Source organism: Aliiroseovarius sp. B-4 (assembly GCF_056857795.1).
Map to the genome: position 1 here is coordinate 108,655 of NZ_JBSXNV010000040.1, position 15,895 is coordinate 124,549.

The 15,895-nt window shown below is 59.0% G+C and carries 15 protein-coding genes; 9 read left to right on the forward strand and 6 right to left on the reverse strand.

The annotated features are described in order from the left end of the window. Positions 1 to 102: 102 nt before the first annotated feature. Genes AC13C8_RS14400 through AC13C8_RS14410 form a run of 3 tightly spaced genes read right to left on the reverse strand, consistent with a single transcriptional unit; the run spans position 103 to position 3,148 of the window. Positions 103 to 2,337, reverse strand: coding sequence for a xanthine dehydrogenase family protein molybdopterin-binding subunit (locus AC13C8_RS14400; protein ID WP_482847983.1), 2,235 nt, complete (start codon positions 2,335 to 2,337; stop codon positions 103 to 105). A gap of 2 nt (positions 2,338 to 2,339) precedes the next feature. Beyond that, positions 2,340 to 2,798: a (2Fe-2S)-binding protein gene (locus AC13C8_RS14405; protein WP_482847984.1), complete on the reverse strand. Its 459-nt coding sequence runs from the start codon at positions 2,796 to 2,798 to the stop codon at positions 2,340 to 2,342. 11 nt (positions 2,799 to 2,809) lie between these two features. Beyond that, positions 2,810 to 3,148, reverse strand: coding sequence for a hypothetical protein (locus tag AC13C8_RS14410; RefSeq protein WP_482847985.1), 339 nt, complete (start codon positions 3,146 to 3,148; stop codon positions 2,810 to 2,812). 79 nt (positions 3,149 to 3,227) lie between these two features. Between AC13C8_RS14410 and AC13C8_RS14415 the strand changes: the two genes are divergently transcribed. The 3 genes from AC13C8_RS14415 to AC13C8_RS14425 are packed head-to-tail and all read left to right on the forward strand — an operon-like array spanning position 3,228 to position 6,770. Then, complete coding sequence (locus AC13C8_RS14415) at positions 3,228 to 4,568, forward strand: NAD(P)-dependent oxidoreductase (RefSeq protein WP_482847986.1); 1,341 nt, start codon at positions 3,228 to 3,230, stop codon at positions 4,566 to 4,568. Next, complete coding sequence (preA, locus tag AC13C8_RS14420) at positions 4,568 to 5,872, forward strand: NAD-dependent dihydropyrimidine dehydrogenase subunit PreA (protein ID WP_482847988.1); 1,305 nt, start codon at positions 4,568 to 4,570, stop codon at positions 5,870 to 5,872. Before AC13C8_RS14415 ends, preA begins: the two co-directional genes overlap by 1 nt. Positions 5,873 to 5,879: 7 nt before the next feature. After that, positions 5,880 to 6,770, forward strand: a complete 891-nt coding sequence (locus AC13C8_RS14425) for a DMT family transporter (RefSeq protein WP_245744744.1) — start codon at positions 5,880 to 5,882, stop codon at positions 6,768 to 6,770. On the opposite strand, the gene AC13C8_RS14430 is transcribed toward AC13C8_RS14425, so the two are convergent. Beyond that, on the reverse strand, positions 6,751 to 7,377 hold the full coding sequence (locus AC13C8_RS14430) for a TetR family transcriptional regulator C-terminal domain-containing protein (protein WP_091431131.1): 627 nt from the start codon (positions 7,375 to 7,377) through the stop codon (positions 6,751 to 6,753). The two genes, AC13C8_RS14425 and AC13C8_RS14430, sit on opposite strands and share 20 nt — an antisense overlap. A gap of 11 nt (positions 7,378 to 7,388) precedes the next feature. Then, the gene (locus AC13C8_RS14435; RefSeq protein ID WP_482847989.1) at positions 7,389 to 8,093 is read right to left on the reverse strand and encodes a TetR family transcriptional regulator C-terminal domain-containing protein; all 705 of its coding nucleotides are present in this window, start codon (positions 8,091 to 8,093) and stop codon (positions 7,389 to 7,391) included. A gap of 139 nt (positions 8,094 to 8,232) precedes the next feature. Between AC13C8_RS14435 and AC13C8_RS14440 the strand changes: the two genes are divergently transcribed. The 6 genes from AC13C8_RS14440 (at position 8,233) to AC13C8_RS14465 (ending at position 14,632) form a co-directional block, all read left to right on the forward strand. Then, positions 8,233 to 9,480: a Zn-dependent hydrolase gene (locus tag AC13C8_RS14440; RefSeq protein ID WP_482847990.1), complete on the forward strand. Its 1,248-nt coding sequence runs from the start codon at positions 8,233 to 8,235 to the stop codon at positions 9,478 to 9,480. Between the two features lie 93 nt (positions 9,481 to 9,573). Next, positions 9,574 to 11,037 carry a dihydropyrimidinase gene (hydA, locus tag AC13C8_RS14445; protein ID WP_091431134.1) on the forward strand — a complete coding sequence of 488 codons (1,464 nt, stop codon included), beginning with the start codon at positions 9,574 to 9,576 and terminating at the stop codon, positions 11,035 to 11,037. Positions 11,038 to 11,052: 15 nt separating this feature from the next. Further along, positions 11,053 to 11,832, forward strand: a complete 780-nt coding sequence (locus AC13C8_RS14450; protein ID WP_091431136.1) for an ABC transporter ATP-binding protein — start codon at positions 11,053 to 11,055, stop codon at positions 11,830 to 11,832. After that, entirely contained in the window at positions 11,825 to 12,760 is a 936-nt protein-coding gene (locus tag AC13C8_RS14455; protein ID WP_091431138.1) for an ABC transporter permease, read from the forward strand. Before AC13C8_RS14450 ends, AC13C8_RS14455 begins: the two co-directional genes overlap by 8 nt. After that, positions 12,757 to 13,602 (forward strand): ABC transporter permease, encoded by an 846-nt coding sequence (locus tag AC13C8_RS14460; protein WP_482847991.1) that lies wholly within the window; start codon positions 12,757 to 12,759, stop codon positions 13,600 to 13,602. Before AC13C8_RS14455 ends, AC13C8_RS14460 begins: the two co-directional genes overlap by 4 nt. A gap of 40 nt (positions 13,603 to 13,642) precedes the next feature. After that, positions 13,643 to 14,632, forward strand: coding sequence for an ABC transporter substrate-binding protein (locus AC13C8_RS14465; protein WP_482847992.1), 990 nt, complete (start codon positions 13,643 to 13,645; stop codon positions 14,630 to 14,632). Between the two features lie 718 nt (positions 14,633 to 15,350). Here the strand turns inward: AC13C8_RS14465 and napF are convergent. Continuing rightward, entirely contained in the window at positions 15,351 to 15,851 is a 501-nt protein-coding gene (gene napF, locus AC13C8_RS14470) for a ferredoxin-type protein NapF (RefSeq protein ID WP_091431145.1), read from the reverse strand. Positions 15,852 to 15,895: the final 44 nt, after the last annotated feature.

Here is a 15,895-nt window from a genome sequence, read left to right on the forward strand (position 1 = left end):
GGGGCAACGCCCCTGTTTGCTGACCCCACCACCAAATTCGAACGCGCCCGCCGTTGCCGGCGAGCGCGCTGTTGTCTGACCCCGTGAGTGATGGAGGGTTGGTCAGACGAATGTGAATCTGTTGGCAAACGGCATCTCGGTCGGGCGCTCTCCGGTGGCTTGAAAGATCGCCTCGGCCAAGGCGGGGGCGGCTGGTGGCACCGGGGGTTCGCCGATCCCCGTGACATAATCGCGGTTCTCCAATCCTCGCACGAAAATCTCGGGCGCTTGATAGTTGCGCAATCCTTCGAAATCGAAAAAGTTTTCCTGCTCGGCCCCGCCATCGGCATAGGTGATCTGGCTATTGATCGCATGACCCAGCCCCCAGACTACGCCGCCTTGAACGAGGTTCTCAAAGTTTGTCGGATCGACGACACGCCCCACCTCGGCAGCGACCCAAACCTTGTCCAGTGTGATGCCGTTTTCCGTGTTGCTGATCTCGATCACCTCGGCGACGGGTGTGCCAAAGGACAAGCTGAACGCCACGCCACGCGCCTTGTTTGCACCAGACGATCCGCCCCAGTCCGACATTTCGGCCACGGCTTCCAATACCTTGCGCGAGGGTAGGTCCGTCATCAAGCGCAGGCGCTCCTCGACCGGGTCAGCGCCCGCGGAATGGATCAAAGCGTTCAAAAAGTTCTCGTGAAAAAACGCATTCTGCGACGCGCCAACGGACCGCCACGAACTGACCGGCGCCAATTTTGGCGCGCGATAGCCTGTTATACGGTAATGCGGAATGGCATAGGGCTGGTCCCACAAGGCCTGCGTGATCGTGCTGTCAGGACCGGGCAAGCCCAGCCCTTGCCGTTCGCCCATCTGGCTATCCAGCACAGAGGGGCTGGCAACCCGGATTTCCATCGCAGCAACTTTGCCGTCTTCAACAGCGCCACGCCCGCGCATCAATGCAATCGGGCGGGTGTAATCCTGCGCCGTATCCTCTTCCCGCTTATAGGTCAGCTTGACCGGCGTGCCCGGAAGTGCCATCGCCAGTTCGGTGCAGCGCTTCACCACTTCGTCTTCCAGACGGTGTCCAAAACTGCCGCCCATCATCAGGATATGCACATGCACATCTTCAACCGAAACGCCCGTCATCTTGGCCACGCTGGCCTGTGACATTCGCGGGATCTGGTTCCCGGTCCAGACATCCACGCGGGCAGCTGTCACCAGCACCGTGGCGTTCAATGGCTCCAGCGGGGCATGGGCCAGATAGGGCGCGCGATATTCGGCCTCGATCGTGGCCGTGACGGCATCCATATCTCCATCGTCGCGGGGCTGACCATCAGGATTGGCCGTGTCCAGCGTATCGGCCAACGCCTGCCAGTGTTCGTCCTGCGCGGCGGGGTATGGGGCCGGACCCCACTCGATATCGATGGCATCCACCGCCTGAAAAGCCCGCCAGGTATTGTCCGCAATCACGCCGACACCACCGGTTACTGGAATAACATGTTCAACGCCGCGCATGGTTTCAGCGGTCGTGGCGTCATAACTGACGACCTCGCCCCCTTTGCGCGGGTTCAGACGGATGGCCGCATGGACCATCCCCTCCATCCGCTGGTCAATCCCGTAGCTTTGGCTGCCAGTGGATTTCCTTACCATATCAACCCGCTGCATGGGTTTACCCACGAGGCGCCACTGGGTCGATGGGCGCAAGGTGACATCAGTGACAGGATCAATCTGGGCAGCTGCTGCGGCCAGCGCCCGATACGGAATGCGTTCGCCATCGGGCAACACCACCGCTCCGCGTTCCGTTTTCAACTGTGAAACGGCCAACCTGCTTTGTTGGGCTGCCGCAGCCTTGAGCGTTTCGCGGGCGACCGCTCCGGCCACGCGCAGCTTCTCGTATCCATCGGGCACAGTGGTTGATCCACCTGTCAACTGCATTCCCATGAATTTCATGATCGCATCAACGGTCCCGCGCATCGCATTGGCGGCCATGCTTTGATCGGTGCTTGGAAACGGGACCGCGTCATTCGCCAGCGCGGTATTGTAATAGGCTTTCGAGGGCGGGCCGGGGTCGACCCTGATCTGGTCAAGTTCGACATCCAGCTCTTCGGCGATCAACGCCGCCTGAACCGAGTAGCTTCCCTGCCCCATATCTGCGCGCGGTGTGATCAGCGTGATACCTTCGGCGTTGATCAAAACATAAGGCGTCAGCGCAGCCTCACCATCCGCCAGCCTGTCCAGCAGCGGGTTCTTCGCTGGTCGTTTGTATTGATAATAGCCGAACGCGACACCGCCCAGAATGGCGACGGATCCGACAACGAATGTGCGGCGGGCGATGGTTCCGGCACGTCCCAAGATCAAGCGCCCTGCAATTTCTTGGCAGCCGTTTTTACGGCAGCACGGATGCGGGGATAGGTGCCGCACCGGCACAGGTTGCCGGACATTGCTTCATCAATATCTGTATCAGACGGGTCGGATATATAGGACAGCAACTCGGCGGCTTGCATCATCTGACCGCCCTGGCAATAACCGCATTGCGCGACCTGATGTTCCAACCACGCCGCTTGAACAGCATGCATGTGATCGGGCGTTCCCAGCCCTTCTATCGTCATCACGGGACCGTCCACATCTGAAACAAGCGTCTGGCATGATCGAACGGCAACTCCGTCCACATGCACGGTGCAGGCCCCGCAGGCCGCAACACCGCAGCCATATTTCGGCCCGTTCAGGCCGATTTCGTCACGCAACACCCACAGCAGCGGCATGTCGTCTTCGACATCCACGTCATGCACAACGCCATTCACTGTGATTTGCAACGATCAGCCCCCTAATCGCAGTTTCTGTTGTTATCGCCGTCCGTCTTGCCAACACTTAAATGACCGCCGGTCATGTAATAATGACCATATAATAGCGTGTTAAGCAACCAGGATCTGATCTGGTTGTCCTGACCGCATCGCGAAAGGCCGTCGGGCGAGCGGTGTTCGGGCTCGATCCGGTCAAGCCCTGACATGCCGAACCGCGCCAGAGCTTCGCGCGACGGCTTGGAACGGTCGCAGAACGGCACAGCGTGGCAGCCATCCATTGTCAACGGATGCAGAGGGGCGACGCTCGGGGTGATGGAAAACAGGAATTGCAAGACCCGCTGAGGCTTGATCGAAAGTCGCATTATATATTTTTTACCATCTGGTAAAATTCTTGAATATGTGCCTTCATGGAAAGATCAAAACAAGAATGGGAATCAGAAAATGCCCCAAACCAACAGAGAGAACGGAGTTTCTCCGGCCCGATTGGCGCCAGCCGAAGTGCAAGCCAATTTTTCGGACCTCCATCCAGCTTATGACGAACACGAGGCTCTTGTGGCCGCGGATCGGTGCTATTTTTGCCATGATGCGCCCTGCATGACGGCCTGTCCGACCTCCATCGATATCCCGCTTTTCATCCGCCAGATCGCAACCGGCACGCCCGAAGCGGCGGCCAAGACGATCCTGAACCAGAACATTCTGGGCGGGATGTGTGCACGGGTCTGCCCGACCGAGACACTGTGCGAAGAGGTTTGCGTGCGCGAGATCGCCGAAGGCAAGCCCGTCGAAATCGGCCGTCTGCAACGCTATGCCACCGACACGTTGATGGCCAAAGGCGTGCACCCGTTCGTGCGTGCGCCTGAAACTGGTAAGCAAATCGCCGTTGTGGGCGCTGGTCCCGCTGGTCTTGCCTGTGCACACCGCTTGGCAATGCTGGGGCACAATGTCGTGGTCTTTGAAGCCCGGGCCAAAGGTGGCGGTCTGAACGAATTCGGCATCGCCGCCTATAAATCCACCAACGATTTCGCACAGAAGGAACTGGATTGGCTCTTGGCCATTGGCGGGATCGACATCCGCTATGACCAGGCTTTGGGCCAATCCATTACCCTGGACGGTTTGCAAAGTGATTTTGACGCCGTGTTCCTGGGCATGGGTCTGACCGCCGTCAACGCGCTGCGGCTTGAGGGCGAGGATAAGGACAATGTCTCGGCAGCGGTCGATTTCATCGCCGATCTGCGTCAGGCTGACGATCTTGCCGCCTTGCCCGTTGGCCGACGTGTCGTCGTCATCGGCGGCGGCATGACCGCGATTGATGCAGGCGTGCAAGCCAAGCTGCTGGGCGCCGAGGACGTCACCATCGTCTATCGACGCGGCCAAGAGGCCATGGCAGCGTCAAAGTTCGAACAGGACCTGGCCCGGCAAAAAGGCGTGAGGCTGATCTGCAATGCGACCCCGGTAGGGATCGAGGGGAACGGATCGCTGAGTGCCGTGACCCTCGCCTATACCGAAACGCGTAACGGCAAGTTGGAGACATTGGACGAGACCTTCACCCTGCCCGCCGACCAACTTTTCAAGGCAATCGGCCAAAAGCTGGGCGAAACACCCGACCTGCTGGCGCTGGACGGCGGAAAGATCGCCGTCGATGACGCGCAGAAAACCAACCTGGCGAAGGTCTGGGCCGGGGGCGATTGCGCCTCGGGCGGGGACGATCTGACCGTCACCGCCGTTGCCGAAGGTCGCGATGCGGCCATGGACATCCACGCCACTCTGACAGGAGCAAGCTAATGGCCGACCTGACATCGAACTTTCTTGGAATTTCGTCACCCAACCCGTTCTGGCTGGCCTCGGCCCCGCCCACCGACAAGGAATACAACGTGCGCCGCGCGTTCGAAGCCGGTTGGGGCGGAGTGGTCTGGAAAACGCTCGGCGCTGAAGGGCCACCTGTCGTCAACGTGAACGGCCCCCGCTATGGCGCGATCCACGGATCTGATCGCCGCCTATTGGGCCTCAACAACATCGAACTGATCACGGATCGCCCGCTTGAGGTGAACCTAGAGGAAATGGCACGGGTCAAGAAGGACTATCCCGATCACGCGCTGATCGCCTCGGTCATGGTGCCCTGCGAAGAGGATGAATGGAAACGCATCATCCCGCGCATTGCCGAAACTGGTTGCGACGGGTTTGAGCTGAACTTCGGCTGCCCGCACGGCATGGCCGAACGCGGCATGGGGTCGGCCGTCGGTCAGGTGCCGGAGTATATCGAGATGGTCACGCGCTGGTGCAAGGAAGCCACCGACCTGCCCGTCATCGTGAAACTGACGCCCAATATCACCAACATCCTTTTGCCGGCGCAGGCCGCGAAGGATGGCGGCGCGGATGCGGTCAGCCTGATCAACACGATCAACTCGATCACCAATGTCAATCTGGACGTGATGGCACCCGAGCCGATGATCGACGGCAAGGGCACCCATGGCGGTTATTGCGGTCCAGCGGTGAAACCCATCGCCCTGAACATGGTCGCCGAGATCGCGCGCAACCCGGGCACGCGCGGTCTGCCGATTTCGGGCATTGGCGGTGTGACCACGTGGCGCGATGCAGCCGAATTCATGGCGCTTGGCGCGGGCAACGTGCAGGTCTGCACGGCGGCGATGACCTACGGGTTCAAGGTGGTGCAGGAAATGATTTCGGGCCTGAGCCAGTGGATGGACGAAAAGGGTTACACCTCGATCGACGAGATCGTCGGCCGTGCCGTGCCCAACGTCACCGACTGGCAATATCTGAACCTGAACCACGTCACCAAGGCGCGGATCGACCAGGAGGCTTGCATCAAATGTGGGCGCTGCTATGCCGCGTGCGAAGACACCTCGCACCAAGCGATCAGCATGTCCGAGGATCGTGTTTTCGACGTGAAGGACGACGAATGCGTGGCGTGCAACCTGTGCGTCAATGTCTGCCCGGTCGAGGGCTGTATCACCATGGAAACCATCGCCCCCGGTGCGATGGATGAACGAACGGGAACGGTTGTGAAGGAAGACTATGCCAACTGGACGACCCACCCCAACAACCCAAGCGCCGCCGCTGCCGAGTAAGGTTGGAATGGCCCTGCCCCCCGCCCGGCAGGGCCATCTGGCGATGTTGTCGTTCTCGGCGCTGGTGTCGTTGTCGTTCAGCTTTGGCCACATCGTCGCAAAGGACATCGCGCCTGCGGCGCTGAACACGGTGCGATTTGCGCTGGCCGCACTGGTCCTGTTTGGACTGGCACGGGTGTTGCGTATTCCGCTGCGCCCGGTCTTCACGGGTTTTTGGCGCTTCGGGCTGATGGGCGGCCTGATGGCCGTCTATTTCATCACCATGTTCGAGGCGTTGCGCATCACCACCGCCGTATCGACGGCAGCAGTCTTCACCCTGACACCCTTGATGGCGGCAGGATGCGGGCTGCTGATCGCGGGGCAGCGGTCGGGGCGCTGGACGCTGATTGCCCTGACCATTGGGGCCATCGGGGCCGTCTGGGTGATCTTTCGTGCAGATATCAACGCGCTATTGCGGTTTGAGCTTGGGCGTGGCGAGGCGCTGTTCGCCGTCGGCGCGTTGGGTCACGCGCTGGTTCCAGCGCTCGCGCGGAAACTGGCAAGCGATGTAAAACCGTTGCAAACGTCGATCGGGACGGTGTTGGGGTCGCTGATCGTGACCGGTATCTACGGGGCTGGCGACCTGATGAACACCGACTTTTCGTCCCTTCGCCCGGCTGTCTGGATGGTCATCGGCTATCTTGCCGTTGTCACAACCGCCGGCACATTCTTTCTGGTCCAATATGCCAGCCAACGCCTGCCCGCCAGCAAGGTCATGGCCTATACCTATCTGGTGCCAAGCTGGGTGGTTCTGTGGGATTTCCTGTTCTACGGCACCACACCCCCTGCCCTTTTGATGGCCGGAGTAGCGGCCACCCTGCTTGCCCTTGCGATGTTGCTTAAGGGTGAAGCGTTCTGACGAGCATGTGCTTGATGAATGCCTCGGCATCTTCGAACCGAGTGTCGCTGCGCACTGGCCCCAACACCGCCTGCACCTGAAGATCGAAATCGGCGTAATGCTGAGTCATTGCCCAGATCGAGAAGATCAGGTGATGCGGGTCTATTGTGGCCAACCGCCCCTCGACCATCCAATTGGCGATCACGGCGGCCTTTTCATCCACCAGCGTCTTCAGGTCATCGGTCAGCATGTTGCCCAAACGCGGCGCGCCATGCAGGATCTCGGTCGCGAACAGGCGGCTTTCACGCGGCATCTCGCGCGACATTTCCATCTTCCGGCTCACATAGATCAGGATTTCTTCCAGCGGGTCGCCATCTTCAGACAGGTCGCGCAGGGGGCTGACCCATTCTTCCAGAAGGCTTTCCAGAAGTTCGGAGTAAATCGCTTCTTTGCCGGTGAAATAATAGACGATGTTCTGCTTTGAAATCCCGGCCGCATCGGCAATCTGATCCAAAGTCGCTCCGCGCAATCCCTTTTCGGAAAACACGTCCAGCGCGGCCTCAAAGATGGTCTTCCGCTTTTCGCGCTGGATGCGGGTGGGACCGGATGTGGATCCTGCTTTCGCCATTTGTCTCGCTCCTAGCCCCGGTCGCGGTTCGGCAGGGCCACGCCACGCAGCAGCAGGTCTTTCACCGCGGTCTTGGTGTCCTTCCACTGCGCGTCAGACAGTTCGACCCCGTCGTTCAACGTCGTGATCTGGTGGGTGAAGTCTGCGTAGTGTTGCGTCGTGGCCCAAATGGCATAGAGCAAATGGCGCGCGCTGATCGGGCGGATCTGGCCGTTTTCAATCCAAGCCTCGATCACCGTAATCCGGTTTTCGGTCCATGACCGCAGTTCATCTTCCAGATAGTCCTGCACGATGGGCGCGCGTTGAATGATCTCGTTTGCCCAAACCTTCGAACCATAGGGGCGCGTGCGGGCCAGATCGAGCTTTGTGTCGATATATTCGCCCAGCGCCTGGATCGGATTATTATCCACGGTGATGCTGTCTGCTGCCGCACGCCAGATATCAAAGATTTCGCCCACGACACGACGATAGAGCGCCTCTTTGGTTTCAAAGTAGTAGACGACATTGGATTTCGGTATTCCGGCGGATGCAGCGATCCGGCTGATCGACGCGCCAGCATAGCCAAACTCGGCAAAAACCTTTTCGGCGGCAACCAATATTCGGGCTGTCACCTCTTCGCGATTGCGGCTTTGTATGCCTTGAGTCGTCCTGTTCACGTCGCTTTTCACATTCACTGTTCCCATGCAAAACCCGCACAGGGTTTCATCTTGTGCCACGAGTTTTGCACGAAAAACAGGTGTTTCTGCACGATCGGTCAGAAAAAGATTGACCGATCGTGCAGAAATCCGTCAGCCTGTCGTCAAGACGGAATCCAAACTCCGCGCCGCCGCAAGCAAATCCAATTGGGAGACTGATATGAGCCACGGAAGCAATTTGCGCATTGATCCTGACCGCCTATGGGACAGCCTGATGGAGATGGCCAAGATCGGGCCGGGTGTCGCGGCTGGCAACAACCGACAGACCCTGACCGACGAAGACGCCGAAGGCCGCGCCTTGTTCCAGAAATGGTGCGAAGAAGCTGGCTGCACCATGGGAGTGGACACGATGGGCAACATGTTTGCCACCCGCCCCGGCGAAGACCCGGACGCCCTGCCCGTCTATATGGGCTCGCACTTGGACACGCAGCCGACCGGCGGAAAATATGACGGGGTGCTGGGTGTGCTGGGTGGTCTTGAAGCGATCCGCACACTGAATGACATGGGCGTCAAGACCAAACACCCGATTGTCCTGACCAACTGGACCAACGAGGAAGGCACGCGGTTTGCCCCCGCGATGCTTGCCTCGGGCGTGTTTGCGGGCAAGCACACGCAAGACTGGGCCTATGCGCGCGAAGATGCCGAAGGCAAGAAATTCGGGGACGAGTTGAAACGCATCGGCTGGGTCGGTGACGAAGAAGTCGGTGCGCGCAAGATGCACGCCATGTTCGAGCTTCATATCGAACAAGGTCCCATTCTGGAAGCCGAAGGCAAGGATATCGGTGTCGTCACTCATGGCCAGGGGTTGCGCTGGATCGAATGCACGGTGACGGGCAAAGAGAGCCACACCGGATCCACCCCCATGGCGATGCGCAAGAATGCCGGGCGTGGCTTGGCACTGGTGACAGAATTGGTGCACGAGATTGCGATGGCGAACCAGCCAAATGCTGTGGGTGCAATCGGGCATATCGACGTCTATCCCAACAGCCGGAACATCATTCCGGGCAAGGTGGTCTTTACCGTCGATATGCGCACTCATCTTCTGGACAAGCTGAACGCAATGGTCGCCGAATTCATGGAACGTGCGCCGAAACTGTGCGAAGATATCGGCGTCAACTTCTCGTGCGAGATCGTGGGCCAGTTCGACCCGCCCGCCTTTGACGAAAAATGCGTGGATGCAGTGCGGGGCGCCGCGAAAGATCTGGGCTATAGCCATATGGACATCGTCTCGGGTGCCGGTCACGACGCCTGCTGGATCAATGACGTGGCACCGACTGCGATGATCATGTGCCCTTGCGTGGATGGGCTGAGCCATAACGAGGCTGAGGACATCTCGAAACAATGGGCGCAGGCGGGGGCGGATGTGCTGCTGCACGCGGTGCTGGAAACCGCCGAGATCGTCGAGTGATGTGACAGGGGAGCCGGGGCGCTGCCCCGGACCCCGGGATATTTTTCGCCAGAAGAAGCAGGAAAACTGCGCCTGGCCATCAGGGAGAAAAAAATGGGAACCAAAGTCATCAAGGGTGGCACAGTCTGCACCGCTGACCGCACATGGAAAGCCGATGTTCTGATCGAAGGAGAAATCATCAAGCAGATCGGTGAGGATCTGAAGGGGGACACGTATGTTGATGCCGAAGGCGCTTATGTGATCCCTGGCGGTATCGACCCACATACGCATCTGGAAATGCCCTTCATGGGCACGACGGCGGCCGAAACATTCGAAAGCGGCACCTGGGCGGCGGCGGCTGGCGGCACCACGATGTTGGTGGATTTCTGCCTGCCCGGTGAAGACGGTTCGATCAAGAACGCGATCAACGAATGGCACCGCAAGTCGGCACCGCAGATATGTTCCGACATCGGTTATCACATGGCGATCACCGGTTGGAACGAAAACGTCTTCGACGAAATGAAAGACGCGGTCGATATGGGGGTCAACTCGTTCAAGCATTTCATGGCCTACAAGGGCGCGTTGATGATCGAGGATGACGAGATGTTCGCCTCGTTCAAGCGGTGCAAGGAGTTGGGCGCGCTGCCGATGGTGCATGCCGAAAACGGCGATTTGGTGGCGGATATGCAGGCCGAGATGCTGGCCAAGGGCATCACCGGGCCAGAAGGTCACGCCTATTCGCGCCCGCCGGAATTCGAGGGCGAAGCGGCCAATCGCGCGATCACCATTGCGGACGCGGCAGGCGTGCCGCTTTACATCGTGCATGTCAGTTGCGAGCAAGCGCATGAGGCCATTCGGCGCGCGCGTCAGAAGGGGATGCGCGTTTATGGTGAGCCGCTGATCCAGTTTCTGACACTGGATGAAAGCGAGTATTTCAAGGGTGACTGGATGCATTCGGCGCGCCGGGTTATGTCGCCGCCCTTCCGCAACAAGGAGCATCAGCAAAGTCTGTGGGCCGGGTTGCAGTCTGGATCGTTGCAGGTTGTTGCCACGGATCACGCAGCCTTCACCAGTGAGCAGAAGTTGATGGGCAAGGACAATTTTTGTCTGATTCCGAACGGGTCGAACGGACTTGAGGAACGTCTGGCGGTTTTGTGGACCCACGGGGTCGAAACCGGGCGGCTGACGCCGAACGAGTTTGTCGCGGCGACTTCGACCAATGTCGCCAAGATCCTGAACATCTATCCCAAGAAGGGGGCGCTTGTTGAAGGAGCGGATGCGGATATTGTCGTTTGGGATCCCAAGATCTCGAAAACAATCAGCGTGTCGAACCACCATTCGGTGCTGGATTACAATGTCTTTGAAGGATTCGAGGTGCAAGCACAGTCGCGTTACACGCTGAGCCGGGGTGAAGTCATCTGGGGTTGGGGACAGAACAACCAGCCGCAACCGGGACGTGGCCGTTTCGTCCCGCGCCCTGCCTTCCCATCCGCGAATATTGCCCTGTCGAAATGGAAAGAGCTGACCAGCCCGAAGATGGTCAAGCGCGATCCGATGAACATCCCTGCCGGCATCTAAGGAAAGCGAACATACATGACGGATACAGCGATCAGCGCTGACAACCTCTCGCTGACCTTTCAAACCAATGACGGCCCGGTGCACGCGCTGAAGGACGTGTCGCTTGATATCGACAAGGGCGATTTTGTCAGCTTCATCGGCCCGTCGGGCTGTGGCAAGACGACATTCCTGCGCTGCATGGCCGATCTGGAGCAACCTACCGGCGGTTCTATCACCGTGAACGGGGTGTCCGCGCGTGAGGCGCGCAAATCGCGCGCCTATGGCTATGTTTTTCAGCACGCAGGGCTTTATCCCTGGCGCACGATTGGACGGAATATCCGTCTGCCGCTGGAGATTATGGGCTATTCCAAAGCCGATCAGAATGCCCGCATCAAGCGCGTTCTGGAGCTGGTCGAGTTGGACGGGTTCGAAAAGAAGTTTCCGTGGCAATTGTCTGGCGGAATGCAACAGCGTGCCTCGATCGCGCGGGCGCTGGCATTTGACGCGGACATCCTGCTGATGGACGAACCCTTCGGTGCGCTGGACGAGATCGTGCGCGACCACTTGAACGAACAGCTCTTGAAGCTGTGGGCAAAGACAGAAAAGACAATAGCGTTCGTCACACACTCGATCCCCGAAGCGGTGTATCTGTCCACCAAGATCGTCGTCATGTCGCCCCGTCCGGGTCGGATATCCGACGTGATTGAAAACCCTTTGCCGGCGGATCGCCCGCTGGACATTCGCGACACACAGGCGTTTCTGGACGTGGCACATCGGGTGCGTGAAGGGCTGCGGGCGGGGCATTCCTATGACTAAAACCGCGCTTTCCGTTCTGACCGTGTTGGTCGCAATTGTGGTCATCTGGTATCTGGCGGTCGCGCCCATGAACATTCGCGTCGCGCTGGATCACGCCGAGCGGAATGGGGCCATGATTGATCCGCCGTCGGCGGTCGAACGGCGCGAGATGTCAAACTGGGTGTTGATGGTCAAGAACCGCGAGCATATCGCGGCCGGATACAGCCTGGAGCGTCCGCGCCTTCCGACGCCGGTACAGGTTGGCCAGGAACTTTGGAGAACCACCGGCGCTATGGTGCTGAAGGGCCGCACCTGGTCCAAGCGGTCCCTGATTTATCACGGCTGGATCACTCTACAGTCAACATTCTGGGGCTTCGTTCTTGGTACCACCATCGGAATTGCAGGCGCGGTTGCCATCGTGCAATCCCGCGTGATCGAGATGTCGGTAATGCCATGGGCGATCATTTCGCAGGCCATTCCCATCGTGGCCCTGGCCCCGATGATCATCGTCTTGTCATCACAAGTGGGGATCGAGGGACGGGGGTTCCCGAAAGCCTTGATCTCGTCCTATCTGTGTTTCTTCCCCGTGCTGGTCGGCATGGTCAAAGGGCTGCGGTCCCCAACCGCCGAGCAACTGGATCTGCTGAAAACCTACAGCGCCTCGGGCGTGCAGCGGTTCTTGAAACTGCGTGTGCCGGCGTCGCTGCCCTATCTGTTCACATCGCTCAAGATCGGCATTGCCGCCGCCTTGGTCGGTGCGATCGTGGGCGAGTTGCCAACCGGTGCGATCAGCGGACTTGGCGCGCGTATCCTGATCGGCGATCAGTTCGGCACGCCGCTGGCCATCTGGGCGGCGCTGTTTGCAGCTGCCATCCTGGCCGGAGTGCTTGTCACCCTTATTGACCGCACGCAGCAGGTGCTTTTGCGGCGGATGGGGATGCGCTCATGAACTGGTTGATCATTGCCATCATCTTCTGGCTGGCCGCCTGGGCAGCAAATGTCGCGATGGTTCGCTCGAAATGGTCGGATACAACGCTCGTGCGCTTTGTGGTGCCGGTCATATTCGGGCTGACCCTCGTGGTCGCATGGGAAGCCCTGGTCCACACTTTCAATGTCTCGGCAGCCATTCTGCCTCCGCCTTCTGCGGTCGCGGATACATTTTCCAGATCGACCGGCATGTTGTGGGAAGATTTCACACAAACCGTCCTGAAAGGCGCATTGCGTGGATACTTCATCGGCGCTGCCGCCGCTTTCGTCGTGGCGATCCTGATTGATCGTTCCCCATTTCTGACCCGTGGTCTTTTGCCGATCGGGAATTTCGTTGCGGCCCTTCCGATCGTGGGGGTCGCACCCATTCTGGTCAGTTGGTTCGGTTTTGACTGGCAATCGAAAGCTGCTGTTGTCGTGGTGATGGTGTTTTTCCCGGTGCTGGTGAACACTGTGCAAGGGTTGCGCGAAACCGATGCAATGCTGCGCGACCTGATGAAAACCTATGCCGCGGGGTATTCCAGAACCCTATGGAAACTGCGCATCCCAGCCGCGATGCCCTTCATCTTCAACGGTCTGAAAGTCGGCGCAACGCTCGCCCTGATCGGCGCGATCGTGGCCGAGTATTTCGGGTCGCCCACCCGCGGCATGGGGTTCCGCATCTCGACCGGCGTCGGCAGCTTGTCAATTGACCTTGTCTGGGCCGAGATTGTTGTCGCGGCATTGGCAGGCACGCTCTTCTATGGTGTGGTTGCATGGTTCGAAAAGAAGGTGACGTTCTGGCACCCATCCCAAAGAGGCTGAGCAAGAATAAAAACAATCTAAGTTCAACAAGGAGAAAAAGATGAAATTCAATTCAGTGATCGGGGCCTTGGCCCTGGCCGTCACATCAGGCACTGCAATGGCAGCGGATGATGTGACCTTACAGCTTAAATGGGTCACGCAATCCCAGTTCGCGGGCTATTACGTTGCCTTGGATCAGGGGTTCTATGCCGAAGAAGATCTGAACGTCACGGTCCTGCCGGGCGGGCCAGATATCGCACCCACACAGGTAATCGCCGGTGGCGGGGCTGATGTCATTGTTGAATGGATGCCCGCCGCCCTTGCCGCGCGCGAGAAAGGTCTGCCGCTGGTCAATATCGCACAGCCCTTCGCATCGTCCGGCATGATGCTGACCTGCTGGGGCGATGTGGGCATCGAAAGCCCGGATGATCTGACCAATCGCACGCTTGGGGTCTGGTTCTTCGGCAACGAGTTCCCGTTCATGAGCTGGATGTCCAAAATGGGTATCTCGACAGATGGAGCCAGTGAAAACGGAGTCGAGGTTCTGAAACAGGGATTCAACGTCGACCCGCTTCTGCAACGTCAAGCCGACTGCATTTCTACCATGACATATAATGAATACTGGCAGGTCATCGACGCGGGTGTGACACCGGACGAACTGATCACCTTCAAATACGAGGATCAGGGCGTCGCGACGCTGGAAGACGGTCTTTACGTATTGGAAGAAAACCTGAGCGACGAAGCCTTTGTCGACAAGATGGAACGCTTTGTGCGCGCGTCGATGAAAGGCTGGAAATGGGCCGAAGAGAACCCGGAAGACGCGGCGATGATCGTGCTTGAGTATGATGAAACCGGCGCACAGACCGAAAAGCATCAGGTTCGCATGATGGGCGAGATTGCCAAGCTGACCGCGGGGTCAAACGGCGCGCTTGACCCCGCCGCCTATGAGCGGACGGTCGAGACACTGTTGACCGGTGGCTCGGACCCGGTGATTACCATGGAGCCTGAAGGCGCATGGACCAGCGCCATTACCGATGCGGCGCTGAACTGATCTGGTGATCGAACAAAGGAACGGCGCGCTGAGATCAGCGCGCCGTTATCATTGTCGGATGCGTGCAAGTTGGTTCTGCGATTATTTCGATGACCCCGACGGATCGCCACTCAGATCCTCTTTGACGTCAGTCACAACGCGCCCGCTGGCAAGGTCAGATTACCCCCGACGGCAAGCTGGTCAGACACTGCCTCAAGCGCGCTTGCCAGTTGTCAGGCAATTCATGCGCGACACACTGGTGATTATTACCGATAGTTCCGAGCAAACCGCAATTCGTCCTGGTAGAACACGTCCGCCACGGCGATCCAACCAAACGCCATACAGTGACCCGTGTGGGAGCCGATCTTGCTGGACTGGAGCCCGATCGTCGTAAGCTTGGCGGCGGCGTTGGTCGTCAGAAGCCATCGGAGCGACGTCACGGACATTTTGCGGCTCCTTATTGATGATCGGTCGTCGAAGCAGCGGCGGGTTCACCGTCCAACCTTGGAAATGGTGGTAAGGAGGGGTGATGGTCGGGACACCGGCGATCTGGTGCATTTTCGTGATCTGGTCGGATGCAGGAATGTCTGGCGTGTCGTCGACGGTCGCGACAATGCGACCGTCTTAATGCGACCGTCTTAGCGGGTATGCACTTCGCCGCCTGCGGTAGTGTCGATGGCAGACATGTCCTGACCGGTCATGACCGGTATCGTGCGCCCAAGGCTGCCGCAGATACTCATTACGAGCGGGCGCCCGTTTCCGGTTTGATTTTCTTGAACGAGATGGCTCCGACGGGGCACGCCATCGAACAGCCCCCGCAGCCGTTGCACAGGTCTTCGTCCAGAACCGGCTGGGCGCGGCGACCGGTCTGCATCTGGAACCCTATGGCGCGTTGGTCACAGTGGTCTTCGCAGGCGCGACAGTTCACCCCGTTCATCGACAGACAGGATCTTTCAACCGCGCCGCGCCACAGCCATTCGTTCTCTGGCGACAGCGCCCCAAAGTCGCAGGCATCCGTGCACGCATGACAGAAAGTGCACGCGCCGGCATTGAAGTCGAGGAACGGCCGTTCGCCCGCATCTTTCAGGATGATCCCCTCGGGGCAGGCCGCCGCACATTCGCCGCATTGGGTGCAGGCGTCATGGAACTCAGCCTCAGGTCCGGCTCCGGGAGGCCGTTGACGCGGAATCCCCTGAACTTTACCTTTCAAAAAGGCGCGTCGGGTATGTGATGCTGACATAAGACTGGCTCGCGAATTGCTGGCTCGTACATCGTATCTAGACC